Raw genomic sequence first — 22,360 nt, 5'->3', positions numbered from 1 at the left:
TATTTCGTCTTCCACACATCTAGTCGACTGCCGTCCCGATCGGGACGCTGCCGTTACGTCGCGGCGCGCCATCGCACCGCCGGCCGCACTCGCTTTTAAGCTATTAACGACATCCAAATCGGGCTTGCCGATTTACATTTCACCAGCGCCCAAAAGTCGGCATCGGCCAATCTCCAGATAATCTGGCATTACAAGATTATATCCCTTTGCAGATTCTGACTGAAGTCCGGCTTGTCGGGCGTTGTCGAGTTGATTCCTGTGGTTTTGCAGATAGTCCAAAGCGCGTTTCCAACGATTTTCCCTGCAGCCCTCGTCCTCGGCAACTTTCCATACATCCATATCTGGAATTTCACATGAAATTCATTTCACGAAAGCACACCCTGGGATTGATGTCGGCAGTATCGTGCGCCGCCCTGCTGGCGGCATGCGGCGGTGACGGCGGCGACAGCGGCGGCACCGGCACGTCGGCCGGCGGCGACACCCCGCCGCAAACGGTGAAAACGGTGCCCACGGTACCGGTGGCCGTCCAGTCGAATTACGCCGCCGATCAAAACGGCAATACCACCGATAAATACAACGCGGCACTTCAGAACTACAACAGCCTCGGCGAGGCGATTCACAATCAATAATCGGCTGCCATGAAAATCAGAAATACCTTCAAGACAGTTTCCCTGTCTGCACTGCTTATCAGCCCACTGGCCATGGTCGCATTTGCCGCGGGCACAGGTTCTTACGAGAATTACAGTCCCAGCAAAACCTACGACAGCGCCGGCAATTACGTCACCTATACCGAAAACGTCGACGGCAAGATCAAGACGGCGACATTCGTCAATTCGTGGTGGACGCAGGGCGAAACGCCGCGTTTTTATCCCAACGACGGCCCCTGGAAAATGGTCGGCAAGGCCGAAATCACCGATGAGACTTCTGGCGCCGCCGTGATTGAAAGCGTGCCGGAGTGGAATGCCAATGCGGCCTACGCTGGCGGATCGCAGGTCAGCAAGAGCAACGCCTGCTACGAGGCCAAGTACTGGACGCAAGGCTTCGATCCCGCCACGGCTGTCACGTACGACTGGGAAACGCCTTGGCAACCGCTGGCAACATGTCCGTCCGGCGGCAAGGATCCCACGCCCACGCCCACAGATGACACCAGCGGCGGTAGCGGCGGCGGCGCAAGCAGCGACGATATCGACAAGATTCCGCCCACCGAGGGCGGCTCGGGCGAACTTCCCGTCGACACCCCGGTGGTCCCCCCTGTGATTCCCGTGGAACCGTCTGAAGAAACAACGCTGCCCGCACCGGACGTCTGGAACAACGGCACACTGCCGGCAGAGGGCTACGCCTTCCTGCGCCAGGTCACCGACGTCCAGTGGGACTGGCTGTTCCCGATGCGCTCCGGCAAGTTCAACACCGCCGGCGGCACGCGCAATACCGATCCCACGCTTGCCCGCGCCGACGGCAGCACCGACGTATTCACGCTGACGGCGTTCCGCAAGGCGGTTCTCGAATACAACAACTGGGCCAAGATCAACGGCTACAAGCAGTTCCTCAACGAAGGCACGGCCAAGCAGCAGGCACAGGAATTCATCGCCTTCTGGGCCAAATCGGCACGCGAGACGTCCGGATCCTGGAGCGGCGCGCCCGCGCCATGGATCGTCGACTACACCGCGGCAGACGGCGAATCGACCAAGGTCTGGAAGGGCGGTCTCTACTGGGTCGAGGAAGTGGGCTACACGACCGACGCCACCGGCGTGAGCTCGGCAATCGGCTACGTCGATGCAGGCTCGGCGGACTATCCCCCGGTTCCCGGCCGCTCGTACTACGGCCGCGGCATCATCCAGTTGTCGTGGAACTACAATTACGGCGCGTTCTCGTCGTGGCTGTACAAGAACGGCATGCTCAAGAGCCTGATCACGGAAAAGGACACGCTTCTCAAGCGTCCCGACTACGTGGCAACCAATGGCGAATTGTCGATCCTGTCGGGGATCTGGTTCTGGATGACGCCGCAAGGCGCCAAGCCATCCGCGCACGACGTCCTGTACGGCGATGTGACCAATATCTCCAAGAGCAGCAACGATCAGGGACTGCCCCAACTGCGCGCCGGCTACATGGTCGACGGCCAAAACTACGGCCCGACGGCCCCTGGCGACACCGCCGATGAAGGCGTCATGGCGTTCCGGCTGGGCTCGATCATCAACATCGTCAACGGCGGTCTGGAATGCAACGGGGCATCGTCATGGCATGGCGGTCCGCCGCAGCGCGTGTCGTACTACAACGCGTTCGCCATGTACTTCAATGACCAGATGCCTGGCCTCAACGTCACGCGCGTGAAGCCGGCCACCAATATCTGGGATGACAAGATCTCGAGCAAATCGAACGAGAAAGTCCAGAGCGCAACCTGCTTCAACCAGAAGTCGTACTACGGCTGGTAACGGGATCGCGGCGCTCATCGCCCGGGCCATGCGGACGTCGATCCGGGCAGGTTGAGCGCGGCGTCCGACCTCGCAGCGATTGCACGGGGAATCCCAACCGGGATTCCCCGTTTGCATTCCCGCCGCGCTGGGCGGCGCCCTCCCGATCGCCTGCAGGCATGGCCTGTTTCGCTCTGATAGACTGCCAGACAAGACCGACTCGCCGACGCGCCCCCGCCCCGGCTGCGCCCCTGACGCAGCGTCCCAAGGAAGGCCGCGCCAGCCACTATTCGACGTCATGAGCAAGCTGAAGGAACTACCGCTATCCGCGCTGCAGTTTTATGCGACGGCGCCGTACGCTTGCAGCTACCTGGAAGGCCGCATGGCGCGCTCGCAAGTGGCCACGCCAGCGCACCTGATCAACGCTGATGTCTATTCCCGGCTGGTTCGCGCCGGCTTCCGGCGTAGCGGAATCTTCACCTACCGACCCTATTGCGACGAATGCCGCGCCTGCACGCCGTGCCGCGTGGTGGTCGGCCAGTTCAAACCCGATCGCAGCCAACGCCGCGCCTGGCGTCAGCATGAACGGTTACAGGCGCTGGTGGCGCCGCTGACATATGTCGAAGAGCACTACGCGCTGTATCTGCTCTATCAGTCGATGCGGCACGCGGGCGGCGGCATGGATCAGGACAGTCGCGACCAGTACGAACAGTTTCTGCTGCAAAGCCGCGTCAATTCCCGCCTGGTGGAGTTTCGCGAACCGCCCGGTTCGGCCGAAGCCGGCAAGCTGCGCATGGTGAGCATGATCGATGTGCTGGACGACGGACTCTCGTCCGTCTACACGTTCTACGATCCGACCATCGAGGGCGCCAGCTACGGGACGTACAACATCCTTTGGCAAATCAACCAGACGCGCGAACTCGGGTTGCCCCACCTCTACCTCGGCTACTGGATCGCCGACAGCCGCAAGATGGCCTACAAGGCGCGTTTCCAGCCGCTGCAGGTACTGACCGGCAACCAGTGGCACGCCTTCGAGGGTGCGGCGGCAGCGCCCGAACCGCAGCGACGGCCCGAGCCGGGCCCGGCCCAGGAATAAGCCGAAACCCGGGGGCAAGCGGGCCGAGCGGATACAATGCCGCCCTGGTTCCGACTTCTCGCCGGCCTGCCGGCCGCGCCCCACCCGTGCTCAACGCGCTCTACCCTCTTTTTCGCCCCGCCCTGTTTTCGATGGACGCGGAGGACGCTCACCATTTCACGCTCAACAACCTGATGCGCGCGCAGCGCATGGGGCTGGCCGGGTGCATCGGCAACAGCATTGCCGACGATCCACGCACCGTGATGGGCATACGCTTTCCGAATCCCGTCGGCCTGGCCGCGGGCCTGGACAAGGACGGTGCGTATATCGACGGATTGGCGGCGTTCGGCTTCGGCTTTATCGAAGTGGGCACGGTCACGCCGCGGGCACAGCCGGGCAATCCGCGGCCGCGCATGTTCCGCCTGCCACAGGCTGACGCGCTGATCAATCGCATGGGCTTCAACAATGGCGGCGTCGACGCATTCATCCGCAATGTGCAAGCGTCGCGCTGGAAGGCCAAAGGCGGCGTGTTGGGCCTGAATATCGGCAAGAATGCCGACACGCCGATCGAGCGCGCAGCAGACGACTACCTGTATTGTCTGGAGCGCGTCTATCCGCACGCCAGCTATGTCACGGTGAATATCTCGTCGCCGAACACCAAGAACTTGCGCCAGTTGCAGGGCGCCAGCGAACTCGACAGCCTGCTGTCCACCCTCAAGGCCGCGCAGCGGCGCCTGGCGGATCAGCACAAGCGCTATGTCCCCGTGGCGCTGAAGATCGCGCCCGATCTCGATGACGACCAGATCCGCAACATTGGCGACGCGCTGGTGCGGCACCGCATCGATGGCGTGATCGCCACCAACACGACGATTTCGCGCGATGCCGTCAAGGGCCTGCCGCATGCCGACGAAGCTGGCGGCCTGTCCGGCCGCCCGGTCTTCGAGGCCTCCACGCGCGTGGTGCGTGAGCTGCGCAAGGTGGTGGGCAACGAGTTGCCGATCATCGGCGTCGGCGGCATTTTCGACGGCGCCGGCGCGCGCGCCAAGATCGATGCGGGCGCGCAACTGGTACAGGTCTATAGCGGCCTGATCTATCGCGGCCCAACGCTGGTGCGCGATTGCGCGACAGCGCTGCGGCAATAAGCGGGTCAAGCGGGTCAAGCGGGTCGAGCGGGGCAAACGGGGCAAACGGGTTCGCGGCGGCCTTGGCGGGCAAGTTGGCGGCGGGCTTGGCGGCAATCCGGCCGCCGCGGGGCCGCCGCCCGGATCGGATCAGAGCGGCAGGGTCAGGCGCGCCGCCAGGCCGCCTTCCGCGCGGTTTTCCAGCCACAGATCGGCACGGATGGCCTGGGCCAGCCGCCGCGCGATCGACAGCCCCAGGCCGCTGCCGGGCGCGCGCCCGGCCGTATCCGGCACGCGATACCACGGCATGAAGACCGCCTCCAGCTGGGTGGGCGCGATGCCCGGCCCAGAATCGAGAATCGCCACATGCAGCCGCTGCGCCTCGATGCGCACCAGTAGCCGGGCATCGTCGCCATAACGCAGCGCATTGTCGATCAGGTTGGCAAGAATCCGACGCAGCGCGTGCGGACATGTTGTCACGGGTCGACCGATTCTTCCGTCCAGTTCGATCACCCGACCGGCGCCCCGGTAGTTTTCCACCATGACTTCGAGCAGCCTGTCGGCGTCGACCTGCCGCAGCGTCTGCACCGTGCGTCCCTGCATCCGCGCACACGCCAAACTGGCTTCGGCCAGCTCGCGCATTTCATCGAGATCGCGCTCGATTGCGGCGCGCAGCCGCGCATCGTCAACCAGTTCGCAGCGCAGCATCAGGCGCGTCATCGGGGTGCGCAAATCGTGTGCATAAGACGCCTGGACCGCCAGCAGTTCCGCTTCCCGTTCCGCGCAGCGCCGTCGCGCGTCGTTGATGGCCTGAATCAGGCGCGCGACCACCTCGGGACCTTCCGGCGTCAGAAACCGGCTCGTATCGTCGGATGCCATCTGGTGGATCGTCGATGCCAATCGGGATAGCGCGGCGCGCACCGCCAACGCATGGGCGATGCACAACGCGGCCACGACCATGAGCGCCGCGCCGCACAGGACCAGGACCACCGCCAGCGGCATGCTGGCCAACTGCCCGTGGATGGCGAGCCAGCCCGCCGTCGTCAGCGATGTCGCCACCCCGATCGAACCTTTCACCGGCGAGCGTCGATATCGGGCAACACCGTCGCGAAACCATCGCATGCGTGCCGCCGCGCCGGTCTCCCGCAGCGCATGGGATGGCAAGCTCGCGCGCTGTGATGCTGTCGGGTGCATGGTCATCATCGCTCTCCATTACCGCTTCACCGGCGGCTTCGATGCATGACACCACGCTTGCGTGGGATCCGCCATCAGACGCGGGTTCGCACACCCTATACGATGATTTAGGTCCTTCCATGGAGCCCGCGGGGAAGGTCCAGTGCCTGCCGCATGCGACCAGATCCATCACCAAGCGCGTTCAACTTGCGCATGCCCTTGCCTCGCCGCTACGGACGCGGCAGAACGGGGGCATCCGGCATGGTGCAAATAGTTGGACGACGTGCTGCGGCCAGTGAAAACGCGACGACAACATATCGAACACAAGGCCCGGGATTGCCCGTCGCATACGCAGGTAGAGGGACAGTCATACCCAGGGATAGTCGCGACGGGCGAGCGCCTGATTGCCGCAGATGGCGGGCTCGACGCCACGCTTTTCGATTGCCTGTTTTGTATCCGTATGTGTCACCACGCTGTTTCGACGCATCCTGATACGCGCTCCCGCGGACGGCGACATATCCGCAATACATGGCTGCGTCCCAATGGCAACGCGATCAACTTTCCCAAGGAACGACCATGACACCGCAGCACATCGCCGCGATCATCCTGACTGCCGCCGCCGCGCTCTCTGCCGCGGCCACGAGCGCCGCCGAAAAACCGTCGCCCAGCGACAACGCCTCGCCAATCTACGGCGTCACAGTTCCGGAGGGTTATCGCAAATGGCAACTGGTAGGCCCTGCGCTGGAAGGCGCACCGCTCAACGAGTTGCGCGCGGTGGTCGGCAACCAAATCGCGATCGATGCCTACCAGCGCGGCCAGTTGCCGTTCCCGGACGGCGCGGTGCTGGTCAAGCTTGCATGGAAATACACGCAGTCTCCGGAATTTGAATCCGCGCTGGTGCCGGCGCAGGCGACCACCGTGCAGGTGATGGTCAAGGATTCGAAGAAGTACGCAGCGTCGGGCGGCTGGGGATACGGGCGCTTCGTCAACGGCAAGCCGGTGGACGAGGCGCAGCATCAGACTTGTTTCGCCTGCCACGCCGCTCGCGTGAAGGACCGTGACTATGTGTTTACCCGCCTTGCGCCGTGACGCAATTTGTAGTCGGAGCCCGGCGGCGCCAAGGAGCGAAAACCCGCCAAAATCGGCACTTTGCCGCAATAATTTGCGGTAGCGCTCCCCTCCAGTAGCGTTTTTCGGCAGGATATGCCGCCGTGCAGCACTAAAAGAGAGCCATGCTGACGGTGAAAATGGTATCCTCGCAGGCTTCGCGCCGTCGCATCCGAAGCGACTTTCGCGCGTGCCCGCACCTGCCGCCGGGCGCGCCGCCCCGCTTCCGGACCGGCCGGGCTCGCAGCAACACTCGGTTGTCTGCGGCGGCCCGCCAGGACGGTCGTCGTACTGCTTGCGGCTGACTGAAAGCACCGATTCTTCGGGGGAGAACAATTACATGCTGCGTCTGAAGGCATCCACCACTCAAACCATCCTCGGCAGCGCGGTAGCGCTGGCCCTGCTCTACGGCGGCGCCGTGCAGGCCCAGACGGCAACCGTGAAGGTCCTGTCGATCGTGGATCACCCTGCGCTCGACGCCATCCGCGACGGCGTACGCGACGAACTGAAGACCGCCGGCTACGAAGCTGACAAGAACCTGAAGTGGGAATACCAGAGCGCCCAGGGCAATCCGGGCACCGCCGCGCAGATCGCCCGCAAGTTTGTCGGCGACCAGCCCAGCGCGATCGTTGCCATCGCCACGCCGTCGGCCCAGGCCGTCGTTGCCGCCACCAAGACCGTGCCGGTGGTGTACTCGGGCGTGACCGATCCGGTCGCCGCTCAGTTGGTCAAGTCGTGGAGCGCCACGGGCACCAACGTGACGGGCGTCTCGGACAAGCTGCCGCTGGACAAGCAGGTATCGCTGATCAAGCGCGTGGTGCCGAAGGCCAAGACCGTCGGCATGGTCTACAACCCGGGCGAAGCCAACTCGGTCGTGGTGGTCAAGGAATTGAAGGATCTGCTGGCCAAGCAGGGCATGTCGCTGAAAGAAGCAGCCGCGCCGCGCACTGTCGATATCGGACCGGCCGCCAAGAGCCTGATCGGCAAGGTCGACGTGATCTACACGAACACCGACAACAACGTGGTGTCGGCCTACGAATCGCTGGTCAAGGTGGCCAACGAATCGAAGATCCCGCTGGTTGCCGCCGACACGGATAGCGTCAAGCGTGGCGCCATCGCCGCGCTGGGCATCAACTACGGCGACCTGGGCCACCAGACCGGCAAGATCGTCGTGCGCATCCTGAAGGGCGAGAAGCCCGGCGCGATTGCCTCGCAGACCTCCGACAACCTTGAACTGTTCGTGAACACGGGCGCCGCCGAAAAGCAAGGCGTGACGCTGTCCCCGGATCTGGTCAAGGAAGCCAAGACCGTCATCAAGTAATACCGCCGGATGCCGCGCGCCCCACCCGTGGCGCGCGGCCTGAAGCGCCCCCCAAGGCCCTATCCGGGCCGGCCGGTCGGCCTGCAAAGGATTTTTCCCCATGTCCCTCTTTTCCCTGCTGGGCGCCCTGGAGATCGGCCTGATCTTCAGCCTCGTGGCGCTCGGGGTGCTGATTTCGTTTCGCATCCTCAATTTTCCCGATCTGACCGTTGACGGCAGCTTTCCGCTGGGCGGCGCGGTAGCCGCCACGCTGATCGCCGCGGGCCAGGATCCGTTCGTCGCCACGCTGGTGGCGATCGTGGCTGGCGCGATGGCCGGCTTCGTCACGGGATGGCTCAACGTGCGGCTGAAGATCATGGATCTGCTGGCCAGTATCCTGATGATGATCGCGCTGTACTCGGTCAACCTGCGCATCATGGGCCGTCCCAACGTGCCGCTGATTACCGAGCCGACGATCTTCACGATCCTGCAGCCGGAATGGATGCCCGATTACGTGTTGCGCCCGGTGGTGCTGCTGGTCGTGGTGGTGCTGGCCAAACTTGCGCTGGACTGGTTCTTCTCCTCGCAGTTGGGCCTTGCCATGCGCGCTACCGGCGCAAATCCACGCATGGCGCGCGCGCAGGGCGTGCCGACCGGCCGCGCCACGCTGGCCGGCATGGCGCTGTCGAATGCGCTGGTCGCGCTGGCGGGCGCGCTGTTCGCGCAGACGCAAGGCGGCTCCGATATCTCGATGGGCATCGGCACGATCGTGATCGGCCTGGCTGCCGTGATCATCGGCGAAACGATCATCCCGGCGCGTCGTCTGGTCTTCGTCACGCTGGCCGTAGTGATCGGCGCGATCCTCTACCGCTTCTTCATCGCCCTGGCGCTGAACTCGGAATTCATCGGCCTGAAGGCGCAGGACCTGAACTTGGTGACGGCGGCCCTGGTCACGCTGGCGCTGGTCCTACCGGCCACGCGCAAGAAGCTATTCGCCCGCAAGAACGGAGGTGCCTGACATGTTGCGCGCTGAAAACCTGAAGCTCACCTTCAACCCGGGCACGCCGATCGAAAACCGCGCATTGCGCGGCCTGAACCTCGAAATCCCGGCGGGCCAATTCGTGGCCGTGATCGGATCGAATGGCGCCGGCAAATCGACGTTCCTCAACGCCGTCAGCGGCGACACGATGATCGACAGCGGCCGCATCCTGATCGACGACGCCGACGTCACGCGCCAGCCGGCATGGGATCGCGCCCATCTGGTGGCGCGCGTGTTCCAGGACCCGATGGCGGGCACGTGCGAAGCGCTGACGATCGAGGAAAACATGGCGCTGGCCATGGCGCGCGGCTCGCGACGCGGCTTCCGGCCGGCGTTGAACAAGACGTCGCGCGAACTGTTCCGCGACAAGCTGCGCCTGCTGAACCTGGGCCTCGAAAATCGCCTGACTGACCGCATCGGCCTTCTGTCGGGCGGACAGCGTCAGGCGGTGAGCCTGCTGATGGCATCGCTGCAGCCGTCGCGCATTCTGCTGCTCGACGAACACACGGCGGCGCTGGATCCGAAGACGGCCGCGTTCGTGCTGGAACTGACCGCGCGCATCGTCGAGGAAAGCAAGCTGACCACGATGATGGTGACGCACTCGATGCGCCAGGCGCTCGACTACGGCCAGCGCACGGTCATGCTGCACCAGGGTCAGGTCGTGCTCGATGTGTCGGGCGATCAACGCAAGGGGCTCGATGTGCCCGATCTGCTCAAGATGTTCGAGCAGACGCGGCATGAGCAACTCGACGACGACGCGCTGCTGCTAAGCTGATCGAGCTAATCGACACCGCATCGGCACAAGACCCGCTCCGCGCACGCGCAGCGGGTCTTTTCACATGCGCGCGACGGCTTCAGATCGTCGCGGCCTTGTCCAGCCAGCGCTTGAGCTGATCGGTCACGGCGCTGCTGGAGAATGAGCAGCTATCCTGCGCAAACGCGGCCGACATCTCCAGACGGCGCAGCAATTCCTCCATCGCCTGGCCAAACACGGGCGGCAATTCCAGCGATGCCGCCGATGACCGCCACTGCGCGATCAGATCGCCGACGGGCAGATCGCCCGCCAGATGGGCGTCCAGCGTCTGGCGCATCGCGTCCAGCACGGCTCGATTGGCACTCATGAACGCGCCCTCCTTTCCTTGTAAAGCTCGCGGAACGTGCGGCCGCTCGGCGCGGGCATGTCGCGGGTATCGGTCCAGCCCTTACCTGCCATCGGCAGACTGGCGATAAGCCGGGCGCGCCCGCCCATGCGCGACAGAATGCGTGCGCCGATGCGCGTCATCAACGCATACAGTTCGGGCCGGCGCGCGACATAGCCCCAGACCTGCAGCGCGATGCGCTCCTGCCACGGGCGAAGATGCCGTTCCATCTGTTTTTCGCGCAGTTTGCGCAGCAGATCGGACAGCGGAATCGATGCGGGGCACACGCGGTTGCATTCGCCGCAAAGCGTGGCGGCCTGCGGCAAATCCACCGCGTTGGCCAGGCCCACATAGCTCGGTGTCAGCACGCTGCCCATCGGTCCTGGATAGACCCAGCCGTACGCGTGACCGCCGATCTTCTGGTAGACCGGGCAGTGGTTCATGCATGCTCCGCAGCGGATGCAGCGCAACATCTCCTGGAATTCGCCACCGATCAGGCCGCTACGGCCGCCATCGACCAGCACGAAGTACATGTGCTCGGGGCCGTCGCGTTCGCCTTCGGCACGCGGTCCGGTCAGCAGCGAGAAATAGTTCGAAATGGCCTGGCCGGTCGCGGAGCGCGGCAGCAGCCGCATGACCGTCGCCAAGTCCTCTAGCGTGGGCAGCACCTTTTCGATCCCGGTCACGGCCACGTGGACGCGCGGCATGATCGTGCACATGCCCTCGTTTCCTTCGTTGGTGACCACGGCCACCGAGCCCGTCTCGGCGATGATGAAGTTGCCGCCCGTCACACCCATGTCGGCGGACAGGAATTCCGGGCGCAGCACTTCGCGCGCTTCGCGCGTCATTTCGGGAATGTCGGTCAGGCGGGGCTTGTTGTGGACCTTGGCGAACAGGTCGGCAATCTCGTCCTTGTCCTTGTGGATCACCGGCGCGATGATGTGCGACGGCGGCTCGGCGTCGTTGATCTGCAGGATGTACTCGCCGAGATCGGTCTCGATGCTCTGCACGCCCATCTCGCCCAGCACCTGGTTCAGGCGCATCTCCTCGGTCACCATCGACTTGCTCTTGATGACCTTCTTCACCCCGTGCTTCTGCGCGATCTCCGCCACCAGACGCGCGGCATCGGCGGTGGTCTCGGCAAACAACACCGTAGCGCCGCGCTTCGTCGCGTTTTCTTCAAAGGTGGCCAGCCAGACGTCGAGATTTTCCAGCGCGCGATTGCGGCGCTCTTTCAAGGCTGCGCGCGTCGCGTCGAAATCGATATCGCGCATGGCATCGGCGCGCGCGGTCACGAATTTCGTCGATAGCTTCTTGAGGTTTTGCTGCAGACGCTGGTCGGCCAGTTTCTGTCCGGCGCGCGCCTTGAATTCCATGCTGTGCACTTGCATCGTGGGGCTCTCTCTATTGCTTGGCGGCTGCGCGTTTTGGCGTATCAGGCGTCGCCGGCCAGAACCTGCGCGATATGGAGCACACGCGTACCAGTATCGCCGGATCGGCGCAGGCGGCCTTCGATATTGAGGATGCAGCCCAGGTCGCCAAGCACCACGGCGTCGGCGCCGCTAGCCTTGATATTGGCGCACTTCTCGTCGACGATCGCCGTGGAGATGTCGCCGTACTTGACCGAAAACGTTCCGCCGAATCCGCAGCACGCCTCGCAGTCTTTCATCTCAGTCAACTGCACGCCGGGCAGCTTGCCAAGCAATTCGCGCGGTTGCTGCTTGACGCCGAGTTCGCGCAATCCCGAGCACGAATCGTGATAGGTGACATGGCCGGTAAAGCCGGAATCGAAACTGTCGATCCGGGCGACGTTGACCAGGAAATCGGTCAATTCATACACGCGTTCGCGCAATTTCTCATACCGGCCGTGCAGTTCCGGATCGTCGCGCAGCAGGTCCTGATAATGCTGGCGGATCATCCCGCCGCAGGAGCCCGACGGCACGACCACGTAGTCGAACATCTCGAACTCACGCAGGAATTTTTCGGCGAGATCGCGCGACACAACACGCTCGCCAGAGTTGTACGCCGGCTGTCCGCAGCAGGTTTGGGCCTCGGGCACCATGACCTCATAGCCGGCGGATTCCAGCAATTTCAGCACCGAGAAGCCGATTTCCGGCCGCATGAGGTCCACCAGACAGGTGGCGAATAGTCCGATCCGCATTGCTTCCCTTTTCCAGACCCTGAAACGTCGCAATTATGCGCCCTCGGTCCGGGACTGCGCGCATTGCGCGCCGCAATCTTGTTCAGCGCCGCGCGAAATGCGCTTCATGCAGCATCCATGGCAACCGTCATGACTCGAAGGAAATCTCGGAAATTACGTTTCATCAGTTGAAATTTTCACAATGCGAGATAGAATCAGGCAAACGCTTAATTTGCCGCACGGCAACATTTTTCACATGGCAGAAGCAGACAAGTCACCCGGCAAGACCTCGATCCAGGTGATCGAGCGCATGATGACGCTGCTGGACGCGCTCGCCCAGCACGCGGATCCCGTCAGCCTGAAGGAATTATCGCTGGCCACCGGCCTGCACCCGTCCACGGCGCACCGCATTCTGAACGATATGGTCGCGTGCCGTTTTGTCGACCGCTCCGATCCAGGTAGCTATCGCCTGGGGATGCGGCTGCTGGAACTGGGCAATCTGGTGAAGGCGCGTCTGTCGGTGCGCGATGCGGCGCTGGCGCCGATGCGCGCGCTACATCGCGTCACCGGGCAGACCGTCAATTTGTCGGTGCGTCAGGGCGACGAAATCGTCTATATCGAGCGGGCCTACAGCGAGCGCTCGGGAATGCAGGTGGTGCGCGCGATTGGCGGCCGCGCGCCGTTGCACCTGACGTCGGTGGGCAAGCTGTTCCTCGCCGCCGACGAGGCCTCGCGGGTGCGCAACTACGCCACGCGCACCGGCCTGGCCGGACATACGCGCACATCGATCACCGACATCGCCAAACTCGAGCGCGAGCTCAGCTGGGTGCGCACGAACGGCTATGCGCGTGACAACGAGGAACTCGAACTCGGCGTGCGCTGCATCGCAGCGGGTATCTACGACGACTCGCGTCGGCTGGTGGCGGGACTCTCACTTTCGGCGCCCGCCGATCGCCTGCAGGACAGCTGGCTCCAGAACCTGAAGGACACGGCGCTGCAAATCTCGCGCGGTATGGGCTACGTGCAGGAATCGGCCGCCTGATCGCGCCGCGGCCGGCGCAACCGTTGGCACCAAAAAAGAACGCGCCGGGGGCGAGAGCCCGACGGCGCGTTTTCCATGCGCAACGGCAAATGCTCAGGTGCCGCGCGACTGCTGCGATGCCAGGATCGCCGCAGGGGATTTAGGACCCTGCGTAAGATTGGGCGTCGACGGGAAAGGGCGCGGTTGGCCGCCCGCCGAAGGTGATTGATGCTCAAGCCAGCTACGCACGCGCGTGGCATCGGCAAAGCGCGACAGCTTGCCGACCGAATCCAGGAACACCATCACGACATTGCGATCGTTGACGCGCGTCTGCATGACCAGGCACTGGCCGGCTTCGGAAATATAGCCAGTCTTCTGCAGGCCAATCTCCCAGTTGCCGCCGCGCACCAGGCGGTTGGTGCTGACGTAATGCTGCGTGCGGCCCAGCACGTTCACCTCATGCTCGGTCTGGGTCGAGAACTCGCGGATGGTCGGATTGCGGTATGCCGCGTTGACGAGGCGAGCAAGATCCATCGCGCTCGACACATTGCTGCTCGACAGGCCGCTCGAATCGACGAAGTGGCTGTCGTTCATGCCCAGCTCGCGCGCCTTCTTGTTCATCGCGCTGACAAAAGCCGGCAGGCCGCCCGGATAGCTGCGGCCCAGTACCGAAGCTGCGCGATTTTCCGAAGACATCAGCGCAAGCAGAAGCATTTCGTGGCGCGTCAGCGTGGTGCCGAAACGCAGGCGCGAGCTGCTGTGCTTTTCCGTGTCGCGATCTTCTTCGGACACGGTCAGCATTTCATCCATCGGCAGATGCGAATCCATCACCACCAGCGCCGTCATCAGCTTAGTGATCGACGCAATCGGCAGCACGGCCGTCGGGTTTTTCTGAAACAGGACCTCGTTGGTGTTTTGGTCCATCACCAGGGCGACCGATGAACGCAGCGACAACGCGTCATCGGTATCGCGCAATCCCATTGCCTCGCCCAGCGAAGGCTTGGCCGGCACGAACGCCGCGCGCACCGGCGCAGCGCGGCTGGCTACCACTGTGCGCTTGCCGTTCTTGACGACGATCACCTTGCGAGGACTCGTCGTCACCGCCGACGAAGCGACGGTTTTCTTTGTTTTCGACGCTTTTTCGGTCTTTTTAGCCGACGATTTAGTTGCAGTGGATTTCGTCGCAGTCGACTTCGTCGCTGCGTACGCGACCGGCGTTGCCAACAGGGCAGCGCTTACCAGTGCCGACGTGGCAAGGGCGGTCAATTCGGGAAGGCCAAAGAGTCGGGACATAACGGAATCGGTCCGGAACATGATCTGTTCAGCGCGGGGTGCGGAATGGCGCTAGTTTAGGAAATTACGAAATTCTTAGCAAGATTAATGACTTACAGCAGCTCTTTAAAGTTTGAATCGCAAACATTTCCGCATCATGGAAAAAGAGAAGCAAAAGACATTTATCCGCCGGCTTAAAAACATTCGGGCAACCTGCAAATGGCCGACACGCACCAAGCGCGAGTGAGCAATCGGTCACAGCAGTTGCGCTTACTTCATTCGTCTATACGTCGATAACGGTCGAACTGGTCGATTCCTGATAACAGTCAGGGCAAATCAGGAGAGAAAACGCGCGAACCCGCTGACCGGTTCACGTTCCGTCGTCAATTGATTAGCCGTGGCTTCCGGATCGGCGTAGCCAAGCGACATGCCGCAGACGACCATTTCCTGCTCTGTTAACTTGAGGTGACTGCCAATAATCCTGTGAAATTGCGTGAAGGCCGCCTGCGGACACGTATCGAGGCCGCGCGCACGCGCCGCCACCATGATGCTTTGCAAAAACATGCCGTAGTCGAGCCAACTACCCTGCTCCATGATGCGGTCGATCGTGAAAATCAGCCCGACCGGCGCATCGAAAAATCGGAAATTGCGCGCGTGCTGCTCATGCATGCGCGCCTTGTCCTCGCGACGAATATCCAGCAGGCTGTACAAATCCCAACCGACCTTGCGGCGGCGCGCCAGATACGGATCGACCCATTCGCGCGGATAGTACGGATATTCCTCGCGATATTTGGAGTCGCGTTCCGGATCGTCATACGCCGCCAGCACATCGGCGCAGAACCGCGCCTTGGCATCGCCGGACAGCACATACACGCGCCACGGCTGCGTGTTGGTACCCGACGGCGCGCGGCTGGCCACGCCGAGAATCTCTTCGACGATCTCGCGCGATACCGGTGTATCGAGAAATGCGCGAATCGAACGACGTGTCGTGATGGCGCGATCAACAATCGCTGCGTCACCGGGATTCGACATGCTTTGCGGTCTCCTAGATATTCTTCATCGTTCCGGCCGGTCCACGACCAGCGCCTGCAAGGCCTGCCGCAATGCCGGCGGCAACGCCACGGGGCGGCGCGTCTGCCGATCCACGTACACGTGCACGAAGTGTCCCTGCGCTGCGGCCACGTCGTCGTCGTTGCGAAACAGGCCCACTTCATAGCGCACGCTGGAATTGCCGAGCTTTGCCACACGCAAACCGGCCACGACCGTGTCCGGAAAGCTCAGCGACGAGAAGTAGTTGCACTGCGTCTCGATCACCAGCCCGATCGTCGTGCCCGTATCGATATCCAGCACGCCTTCGCGAATCAGGTACGTGTTAACCACCGTATCAAAATAACTGTAGTAGACAACGTTGTTCACGTGGCCATAGACATCGTTATCCATCCAACGCGTCGTGATGGGCTGGAAGTGCGCGTAAGCACCGCGGCGATCGGGTTCGGGCTTCATCGAGGGTGGATCGGTGGGACGTCAATGAACGACTGCGAAGGGAGCGGCGCTGCGTCAGCCACATGCGAGGTCGGTATGAGCGCACGAAACGCCGCAAGGTTCCAAATTTTTTGCGATTTCGGCAACAGTTTCATGATCATGATGCCGACGCATCTGCAACTGCGGAAATCTGCAACAGGCGATAGCGTTCGTGATAGCGCGCGGCCAGCATGACCGTCTGCGCATGCACCGCCACGGTGTTTTCGATCTCGTTGCCATATCCGCCGGCCATTGCCACAGCGATCGGAAGGCGGCGCGACAGCGCGAAATCAAACACCATGGTGTCGCGCTGCGCCAGGCCAGCCATGGTCAGACGCAGCCGACCAAGCCTGTCGCCTTCATGCGGATCGGCTCCCGCAAGGTAGATCAGCAGATCCGGCGCGAAGCGTGCGTCGAGCGTGTCAAGCGCCCGCGCGAGCGCATCGAGATAGGTTGCGTCGTCGCACCCGTCGGGCAGGCCGACGTCGAGGTCGCTGGCTTCCTTGCGGAACGGATAGTTTTTCTCGCCATGCAACGACAGCGTGAAGATCGTTTCGTCGCCCGCCAGGATCGACGCAGTGCCGTTGCCCTGATGCACATCGAGATCGATGACCGCGACACGGCTCACGCGGACGTCGCGCTGCAACACGCGCGCCGCCACGGCGGCGTCGTTGAATACGCAAAACCCGCCGCCCTTGTCGGCATAGGCGTGATGCGTTCCGCCGGCCAGATTGACGGCGATACCCTGCTCCAGCGCCGTGCGGCACGCGGCAATCGTCGCGCCGGCGGAACGGCGCGAACGCTCCACCATTTCAGACGACCAGGGAAATCCGATCTCGCGCTGGCGCGCCGCATCGAGCTGCCCCGAGGAAACCTCGCGGATATAGGCCTCGGTATGCGCGAGCCGCAGGGCGTCGTCATCGGCGCGCGGCGCTTCGTGCAAATGCAGCCCCGGCACGTCGCGCATCACCGCATCGCGCAGCATGCTGTACTTGCGCATGGGAAACCGATGGCCAGGTGGGAGCGGCAGGACGAAATGGTCGGCGTAGAAGGCAAACATGCGAAAAGCGTTGGGGTCGCGATTGCGGCCGGCGTGCGGCGTATGGCCTCGGCCAGCGCGTGATGCACGCGCATCATTGCCCGACCGGACAGTCAGCGATGGTAGCACCGCAGGCCGTGTGGTGCCGCAAAGCCCCGAAAATGCACACGTTTCTCGCATCGCACCACAGAATTTTCTAGGGAAAAACCCTTGCCCATGGCGACGTACGTGGAGGGTGCTGCGCTTGCAGGCCGATATGTGGCGCTATTTTTTGTGCAATGCACAAAATACGCTTGACACGCTTCGCAGTTCTCTTAGAATTGGAATTGTTGCGGCGCACCAAAGGTTTGGACCTGACTCAGGGCCACCGGAAAACGCCGACAAACAAGACCTACGCTCGGGCTGGCCAGGACATTTGAAGTCATGGCTTTGACATCTGGGCGGCTTAATTTCACCTAGCTAGACCTTGAAGTTCACCACTGGAGACCAGCAATGATCCTGACCCCGGAACAAGTTGCAGCCGCGCAAAAAGCCAACCTCGAGACCCTGTTCGGTCTGACCTCGAAAGCCTTCGAAGGCGTCGAAAAGCTGGTTGAGCTGAACCTGCAAGTGGTCAAGGCTACGTTTGCCGAAAACGTCGACAACGCCAAGAAGGCGCTGTCCGCCAAGGATGCCCAGGAGCTGCTGGCCATCCAGGCATCCCTCGTTCAGCCTGTCGCCGAAAAGACCCTGGCCTACACGCGTCACCTGTATGAAATCGCTTCGGAAACCCAAAGCGAATTCACCAAGGTGGCCGAAGCCCAACTGGCCGAAGGCAGCAAGAACGTGCAAGCCCTGGTCGACAACTTCGCCAAGAATGCGCCGGCCGGTTCGGAATCGACCGTCGCCATTGTGAAGTCGGCGATCTCGGCAGCCAACAACGCCTACGAGTCGGTCCAGAAGGCCACCAAGCAAGCCGTGGAAATGGCCGAGACCAACTTCCAGGCCGCTGCCTCCGCCGCCAGCAAGGCTGCCCAGCAAGCCAGCGCCACGGCCCGCACCGCGGCCAAGAAGTCGGCCGCTGCCGCCTAAGCTTTAACGCCAGCATCCAACGCGCCGGCTCCGGCCGGCCCGTTGGCAAAGCGCCCTGCCCTGGACGTTTCGCCAACGGCGGCAATGATCGCGTCTTCGCGCGATCGCCCTGTACCGATGTCTCCTCGGTACCGATTCCAAAAGGTATCGTTCAGGCCCGGCTCTGCTCAGCAGAGGCCGGGCGTTTTTTTGCCCGCGTTCTGTTGCGCCCCACGCTTGGCGGTTAATTGAATACGTTGGGTAACAAAAACCCGCCGGGTGGCGGGTCTGCGTAGCGCGGAAGATCAGCGTTTGCGCGGTGGCGGCACGTCGGTGCAGACACCTTCGTAGATTTCTGCGGCCATGCCAATCGATTCGCCCAGCGTCGGATGCGGGTGAATCGTCTTGCCGATGTCCACCGCGTCGGCGCCCATCTCGATGGCCAGGCACACCTCGCTAATCAGGTCGCCCGCATGGGTGCCGACGATTCCGCCGCCGATGATCCGGTGCGTTTCCTCATCGAAGATCAGCTTGGTAAATCCTTCGTCACGGCCGTTGGCAATCGCACGGCCCGACGCAGCCCACGGGAATACGCCCTTGCCGTACTTGATGCCCTGCGCCTTGCACTGTTCCTCGGTCAAGCCGGCCCATGCCACTTCCGGATCGGTATAGGCCACCGACGGAATCTGCTTCACGTCGAAGTACGCCTTCTCGCCATGCGCGGCCTCGGCGGCCACGTGCGCTTCGTGCACGGCCTTGTGGGCCAGCATCGGCTGTCCGACGATATCGCCGATCGCAAAAATGTGCGGCACATTGGTGCGCATTTGCTTGTCGACGTCGATAAAGCCGCGGTCGGTCACAGCCACCCCGGCCTTCTCGGCACCGATTTTCTTGCCGTTCGGCGAACGACCGACCGACACCAGCACCGCGTCGTAACGCACGGCCTCGGCCGGCGCGCCCTCGCCTTCGAACTTGACGTAGATGCCATCCGGTTTGGCTTCCACGCCAACCGTTTTGGTCTTCAGCATCACGTTATCGAAACGCTGCTTGTTCATCTTGTCCCAGACCTTGACGAGGTCGCGGTCGGCGCCCTGCATCAGGCCATCGAGCATTTCCACCACGTCGATGCGCGCGCCCAGCGTGTTGTACACGGTGGCCATTTCCAGGCCGATGATGCCGCCGCCGATCACCAGCATCTTGTTCGGGATGTCGCGCAGTTCCAGCGCGCCGGTCGAATCGAAAATGCGCGGATCTTCCGGGATGAACGGCAGCTTCACAGCCTGGCTGCCGGCCGCGATGATCGCCTTCTCGAAGCGAATCACGGTCTTCTTGCCATTGGTGGCTTTGCCGTCGCCTTCGGTTTCCTGCACTTCGAGGTGATTCGGATCCAGGAACGTGCCGATACCGCGCACCACCTGCACCTTGCGCGCCTTGGCCATGCCCGCCAGGCCGCCGGTCAGCTTGTTGACCACGCTTTCCTTGTAGTGGCGCAGGCCGTCCAGATCGATCTTGGCTTCGCCAAACAGGATGCCGTGCGCGGCCAGCGCCTTGGCCTCGTCGATCACGGCGGCGTTGTGCAGCAGCGCCTTCGACGGGATGCATCCCACGTTCAGGCAAACACCGCCGAGCGTGCCGTAGCGTTCCACCAACACGGTGTTCATGCCGAGGTCGGCGGCACGGAATGCGGCCGAATAACCGCCGGGGCCCGCGCCGAGCACGAGCATGTCGCACTGAATATCGGCGCTGCCGCTGTGCTTGGCAGCCGCCGGTGCTGCGGACGGTGCCGGGGCCGATGCGGACGGAGCCGGAGCCGCCGCGGGAGCAGGCGGCGGCGCTGCGGCCGCGCCGCCTTCGACGGTGCAGATCACGGTGCCCTTGGCCACCTTGTCGCCCACCTTGACCTTGACTTCCACCACCTTGCCCGCCGACGACGAGGGCACTTCCATGCTGGCCTTGTCACTTTCCAGCACGATCAGCGACTGCTCTTCCTCGACCGTGTCGCCAGCCTTGACCAGCACTTCGATCACTTCCACCGCGTCGAAATCGCCGATGTCCGGCACCTTGACTTCGATCACACTCATGCTTTTCCTCCTGGGATGCGCGCCCTGCCCGCCTCGGGGTCAGGCCGCGCCGTCGTTGTTGGTTGCCACGCCAGCGGGCGGCTGCGTCTGTATCGTCTCAAGCGCCATCGCATGCACGTCGATCGGCCCGGCCGAACTCTTGTCGAACTCGATGCCGGCATCGACGCCGATCCGCGCGATCGCGGCGGCATCGAGATCCGGCCGGTCGTACACGGCATGCATGGCGCCCAGCGCATAGTTGCGACCCGAGCCAATGCCCCAGAAGCGGTCGAACGAAAACACTTCGCGATAGGAATAGACGCCAAAAATGCCGCCAGGATTGGCGATCAGGCAAACGATCTGCGACGACTCGTACGGATCGTCCTCGTCTTCCTTCGTGTTGATGTAGTACTCGTTCTTGAGCTTCTCATGCACCTTGAGAAAGGTCCGGAACACGTCGTCGCGCGTATGCAGCCGGCATTCTTCACCCATGCCCGACAGCAGCGCGCGCATGACCGGAAAATGCGCGGTGGTGCCGGCCAGCGCGACGTAGCTGTCGCCGACCGGAAACACTTTCTGGTTACGCTCGTAGGCACGCGACAGGCGCGTATCGCCGAACGTCACCAGCGCATCGGCCGCGATCGCCACCTCGTCACCCTTTCTGACGACAACGCAGGTAGTCATGGCTCGCCCCTTTTACTCGGCAGTTCGCACGCCGGCGTCGCCGACGTGCGTTGCGGTTGCTTGCAGATGAAGCCTGACGCCGGACTGGCACGCGGCCACCGGGCGATTCACGCATCGGCCGGAGCCGCGCTGCGGCGCCAGATTCATCTTCAGGCGACCGTTACAGCAGGATGCGGCGGAAATCTGCCAGCAACGCGGCAAAGTACGTATTGAAGCGCGCGGCTTCGGCGCCGTCGATCACGCGGTGATCCCACGACAGCGACAGCGGCAGCGTCAGGCGCGGGGCAAACTGCTTGCCGTCCCACACCGGCTTCATGTACGACTTGCACACGCCCATGATGGCCACTTCCGGCGCGTTGATGATCGGCGTGAAATACGTGCCGCCGATCCCGCCCAGCGACGAGATCGAGAAGCAGCCGCCCTGCATCTGGTCCGGCTTGAGCTTGCCGTCGCGCGCCAGCTTGGCCAGTTCACCCATTTCCTGGCTGATCTCGAGCACGCCCTTCTTGTCGGCGTCCTTGATCACCGGCACAACCAGACCGTTCGGCGTGTCGGCGGCGAAGCCGATGTTGAAGTACTTCTTCAGCACGAGGTTGTCGCCGTCGAGCGATGCATTGAAGTTCGGGAACTTCTTCAGCGCCGCAACCGTGGCCTTGATCATGAACGCAAGCATCGTGACCTTGATGCCTGCCTTTTCGTTCTCCTTGTTCAGTTGAACGCGGAAGGCTTCCAGTTCGGTGATGTCCGCTTCGTCGCAGTTCGTGACGTGCGGGATCATGACCCAGTTGCGATGCAGGTTCGCGCCGGAAATCTTCTTGATACGCGACAGCGGCTTCGATTCCACTTCGCCAAAGCGCGTGAAATCCACCTTCGGCCACGGCAGCAGATCGAGGCCGACGCCCGAGCCGCCAGCAGCAGCGGCAGCAGGCGCAGCGCTCTGGCCGCTCATCACACCCTTGACGAAGTTCTGGACGTCTTCCTGCGTGATGCGGCCCTTCGGACCGGTGCCCGGCACGCGCGAAACATCGACACCCAGCTCGCGCGCGAACTTGCGCACCGACGGGCTGGCGTGCGCGGCCTTGCCGGTCGCGCCCTGCACCGGTGCGGCAGCGGGGGCGAATGCGGGAGCAGGTGCCGGGGCAGCGGCAGGTGCCGGCGCAGCAGCGGGTGCGGCGGCCGCGGGTGCCGGGGCCGGAGCCGATGCGGCGGGC

22 protein-coding genes are annotated in these 22,360 nt (G+C 63.1%); 11 read left to right on the top strand and 11 right to left on the bottom strand.

What is annotated here, in order from left to right:
- Positions 1-353: 353 nt before the first annotated feature.
- The 4 genes from F7R19_RS00105 to F7R19_RS00090 all read left to right on the top strand — a co-directional run bounded on the left by F7R19_RS00105 (position 354) and on the right by F7R19_RS00090 (position 4,625).
- Positions 354-629, top strand: a complete 276-nt coding sequence (locus tag F7R19_RS00105) for a hypothetical protein (RefSeq protein ID WP_150978972.1) — start codon at positions 354-356, stop codon at positions 627-629.
- Positions 630-638: 9 nt separating this feature from the next.
- Positions 639-2,429 carry a glycoside hydrolase family 19 protein gene (locus F7R19_RS00100; RefSeq protein WP_150978971.1) on the top strand — a complete coding sequence of 597 codons (1,791 nt, stop codon included), beginning with the start codon at positions 639-641 and terminating at the stop codon, positions 2,427-2,429.
- 277 nt (positions 2,430-2,706) lie between these two features.
- Complete coding sequence (locus tag F7R19_RS00095) at positions 2,707-3,504, top strand: arginyltransferase (RefSeq protein WP_061959665.1); 798 nt, start codon at positions 2,707-2,709, stop codon at positions 3,502-3,504.
- A gap of 86 nt (positions 3,505-3,590) precedes the next feature.
- Positions 3,591-4,625, top strand: a complete 1,035-nt coding sequence (locus F7R19_RS00090) for a quinone-dependent dihydroorotate dehydrogenase (protein WP_150978970.1) — start codon at positions 3,591-3,593, stop codon at positions 4,623-4,625.
- Positions 4,626-4,754: 129 nt separating this feature from the next.
- Here the strand turns inward: F7R19_RS00090 and F7R19_RS00085 are convergent, their stop codons facing one another.
- A complete protein-coding gene (locus F7R19_RS00085; protein WP_223505696.1) occupies positions 4,755-5,726 on the bottom strand; it encodes a sensor histidine kinase in 972 nt (323 codons plus the stop codon).
- Here F7R19_RS00085 and F7R19_RS30440 point away from each other — a divergent pair.
- From F7R19_RS30440 to F7R19_RS00065, 5 genes are all read left to right on the top strand, one after another.
- Complete coding sequence (locus tag F7R19_RS30440) at positions 5,725-5,847, top strand: hypothetical protein (RefSeq protein WP_263289453.1); 123 nt, start codon at positions 5,725-5,727, stop codon at positions 5,845-5,847. The genes F7R19_RS00085 and F7R19_RS30440 overlap by 2 nt on opposite strands.
- 506 nt (positions 5,848-6,353) lie before the next feature.
- Positions 6,354-6,866: a cytochrome P460 family protein gene (locus tag F7R19_RS00080; RefSeq protein ID WP_084004258.1), complete on the top strand. Its 513-nt coding sequence runs from the start codon at positions 6,354-6,356 to the stop codon at positions 6,864-6,866.
- 358 nt (positions 6,867-7,224) lie between these two features.
- On the top strand, positions 7,225-8,205 hold the full coding sequence (locus F7R19_RS00075; RefSeq protein WP_150978968.1) for an ABC transporter substrate-binding protein: 981 nt from the start codon (positions 7,225-7,227) through the stop codon (positions 8,203-8,205).
- 100 nt (positions 8,206-8,305) lie between these two features.
- The gene (locus F7R19_RS00070; RefSeq protein WP_061959669.1) at positions 8,306-9,202 is read left to right on the top strand and encodes an ABC transporter permease; all 897 of its coding nucleotides are present in this window, start codon (positions 8,306-8,308) and stop codon (positions 9,200-9,202) included.
- A 1-nt stretch (position 9,203) separates the two neighbouring features.
- The gene (locus tag F7R19_RS00065) at positions 9,204-9,998 is read left to right on the top strand and encodes an ABC transporter ATP-binding protein (protein WP_061959670.1); all 795 of its coding nucleotides are present in this window, start codon (positions 9,204-9,206) and stop codon (positions 9,996-9,998) included.
- A gap of 79 nt (positions 9,999-10,077) precedes the next feature.
- On the opposite strand, the gene F7R19_RS00060 is transcribed toward F7R19_RS00065, so the two are convergent.
- The 3 genes from F7R19_RS00060 to F7R19_RS00050 are packed head-to-tail and all read right to left on the bottom strand — an operon-like array spanning position 10,078 to position 12,523.
- The gene (locus F7R19_RS00060) at positions 10,078-10,344 is read right to left on the bottom strand and encodes a hypothetical protein (protein WP_061959671.1); all 267 of its coding nucleotides are present in this window, start codon (positions 10,342-10,344) and stop codon (positions 10,078-10,080) included.
- Complete coding sequence (locus F7R19_RS00055) at positions 10,341-11,753, bottom strand: LutB/LldF family L-lactate oxidation iron-sulfur protein (protein WP_061959672.1); 1,413 nt, start codon at positions 11,751-11,753, stop codon at positions 10,341-10,343. The genes F7R19_RS00060 and F7R19_RS00055 overlap by 4 nt, the downstream gene beginning before the upstream one ends.
- 44 nt (positions 11,754-11,797) lie before the next feature.
- On the bottom strand, positions 11,798-12,523 hold the full coding sequence (locus tag F7R19_RS00050; protein ID WP_150978967.1) for a (Fe-S)-binding protein: 726 nt from the start codon (positions 12,521-12,523) through the stop codon (positions 11,798-11,800).
- A 235-nt stretch (positions 12,524-12,758) separates the two neighbouring features.
- Between F7R19_RS00050 and F7R19_RS00045 the strand changes: the two genes are divergently transcribed.
- A complete protein-coding gene (locus tag F7R19_RS00045; protein WP_061959674.1) occupies positions 12,759-13,544 on the top strand; it encodes an IclR family transcriptional regulator in 786 nt (261 codons plus the stop codon).
- A 93-nt stretch (positions 13,545-13,637) separates the two neighbouring features.
- Here the strand turns inward: F7R19_RS00045 and pbpG are convergent, their stop codons facing one another.
- The 4 genes from pbpG to F7R19_RS00025 form a co-directional block, all read right to left on the bottom strand.
- Positions 13,638-14,837 (bottom strand): D-alanyl-D-alanine endopeptidase, encoded by a 1,200-nt coding sequence (gene pbpG / locus F7R19_RS00040; RefSeq protein WP_084004259.1) that lies wholly within the window; start codon positions 14,835-14,837, stop codon positions 13,638-13,640.
- A gap of 294 nt (positions 14,838-15,131) precedes the next feature.
- Positions 15,132-15,827 carry a nitroreductase gene (locus tag F7R19_RS00035; protein ID WP_061959675.1) on the bottom strand — a complete coding sequence of 232 codons (696 nt, stop codon included), beginning with the start codon at positions 15,825-15,827 and terminating at the stop codon, positions 15,132-15,134.
- Between the two features lie 24 nt (positions 15,828-15,851).
- Entirely contained in the window at positions 15,852-16,298 is a 447-nt protein-coding gene (locus F7R19_RS00030) for an acyl-CoA thioesterase (RefSeq protein WP_061959676.1), read from the bottom strand.
- A gap of 136 nt (positions 16,299-16,434) precedes the next feature.
- Positions 16,435-17,376 (bottom strand): histone deacetylase family protein, encoded by a 942-nt coding sequence (locus F7R19_RS00025; RefSeq protein WP_061959677.1) that lies wholly within the window; start codon positions 17,374-17,376, stop codon positions 16,435-16,437.
- Between the two features lie 471 nt (positions 17,377-17,847).
- Here F7R19_RS00025 and phaP1 point away from each other — a divergent pair, with 471 nt between their 5' ends.
- A complete protein-coding gene (phaP1, locus tag F7R19_RS00020) occupies positions 17,848-18,426 on the top strand; it encodes a TIGR01841 family phasin PhaP1 (RefSeq protein ID WP_061959678.1) in 579 nt (192 codons plus the stop codon).
- A gap of 284 nt (positions 18,427-18,710) precedes the next feature.
- Here phaP1 and lpdA read toward each other — a convergent pair whose 3' ends face one another.
- The 3 genes from lpdA to F7R19_RS00005 all read right to left on the bottom strand — a co-directional run.
- On the bottom strand, positions 18,711-20,486 hold the full coding sequence (gene lpdA, locus F7R19_RS00015; RefSeq protein ID WP_150978966.1) for a dihydrolipoyl dehydrogenase: 1,776 nt from the start codon (positions 20,484-20,486) through the stop codon (positions 18,711-18,713).
- 39 nt (positions 20,487-20,525) lie between these two features.
- A complete protein-coding gene (locus tag F7R19_RS00010; protein WP_061960286.1) occupies positions 20,526-21,149 on the bottom strand; it encodes an Ntn hydrolase family protein in 624 nt (207 codons plus the stop codon).
- Between the two features lie 160 nt (positions 21,150-21,309).
- Positions 21,310-22,360 (bottom strand): dihydrolipoyllysine-residue acetyltransferase (locus F7R19_RS00005; RefSeq protein ID WP_150978965.1); only part of this gene is annotated, 1,051 nt, incomplete at its 5' end.

This window comes from Cupriavidus pauculus, from assembly GCF_008801835.1.
GTDB classification, from domain to species: domain Bacteria; phylum Pseudomonadota; class Gammaproteobacteria; order Burkholderiales; family Burkholderiaceae; genus Cupriavidus; species Cupriavidus pauculus.
Note: the sequence above shows the minus strand (reverse complement) of the source record. Positions and strands in the feature narration are given on the sequence as shown.